Here is a 350-nt window from a genome sequence, read left to right on the forward strand (position 1 = left end):
GGCAACGACCTGGCCGCCGCCGAGCAGGACGTCATCGCGGCCGCGCAGAACGCGGTGCCGTCCGACCTCGAGGTGCTGCCCGCCGGTCCGGGCGGTCTGCTGGTCGCGTTCATCGACGCGTTCGAGGGCCTCGACAGCACGCTGCTCGGCGTCGCGCTGCTGGTGGTGATCCTGATCCTGCTGGTGGTCTACCGGTCCCCGATCCTGTGGTTCTTCCCGCTGTTCTCGGCCCTGCTCGCGCTGGGGCTGTCGTCGATGGTGATCTACCTGCTCGCCGACCACGACATCCTCACCCTCACCGGCCAGAGTCAGGGCATCCTGTTCGTTCTCGTGATCGGTGCCGGCACCGA

The 350-nt window shown here is 68.6% G+C and carries 1 protein-coding gene; it reads left to right on the forward strand.

Annotation, left to right across the window (positions count from 1 at the left end):
- Positions 1-350: MMPL family transporter (locus tag IJ15_RS25140; RefSeq protein ID WP_037136330.1), on the forward strand; the 350-nt coding region annotated here is incomplete at both ends.

The sequence above is a fragment of the Prescottella defluvii genome, assembly GCF_000738775.1.
Lineage (GTDB): Bacteria > Actinomycetota > Actinomycetes > Mycobacteriales > Mycobacteriaceae > Prescottella > Prescottella defluvii.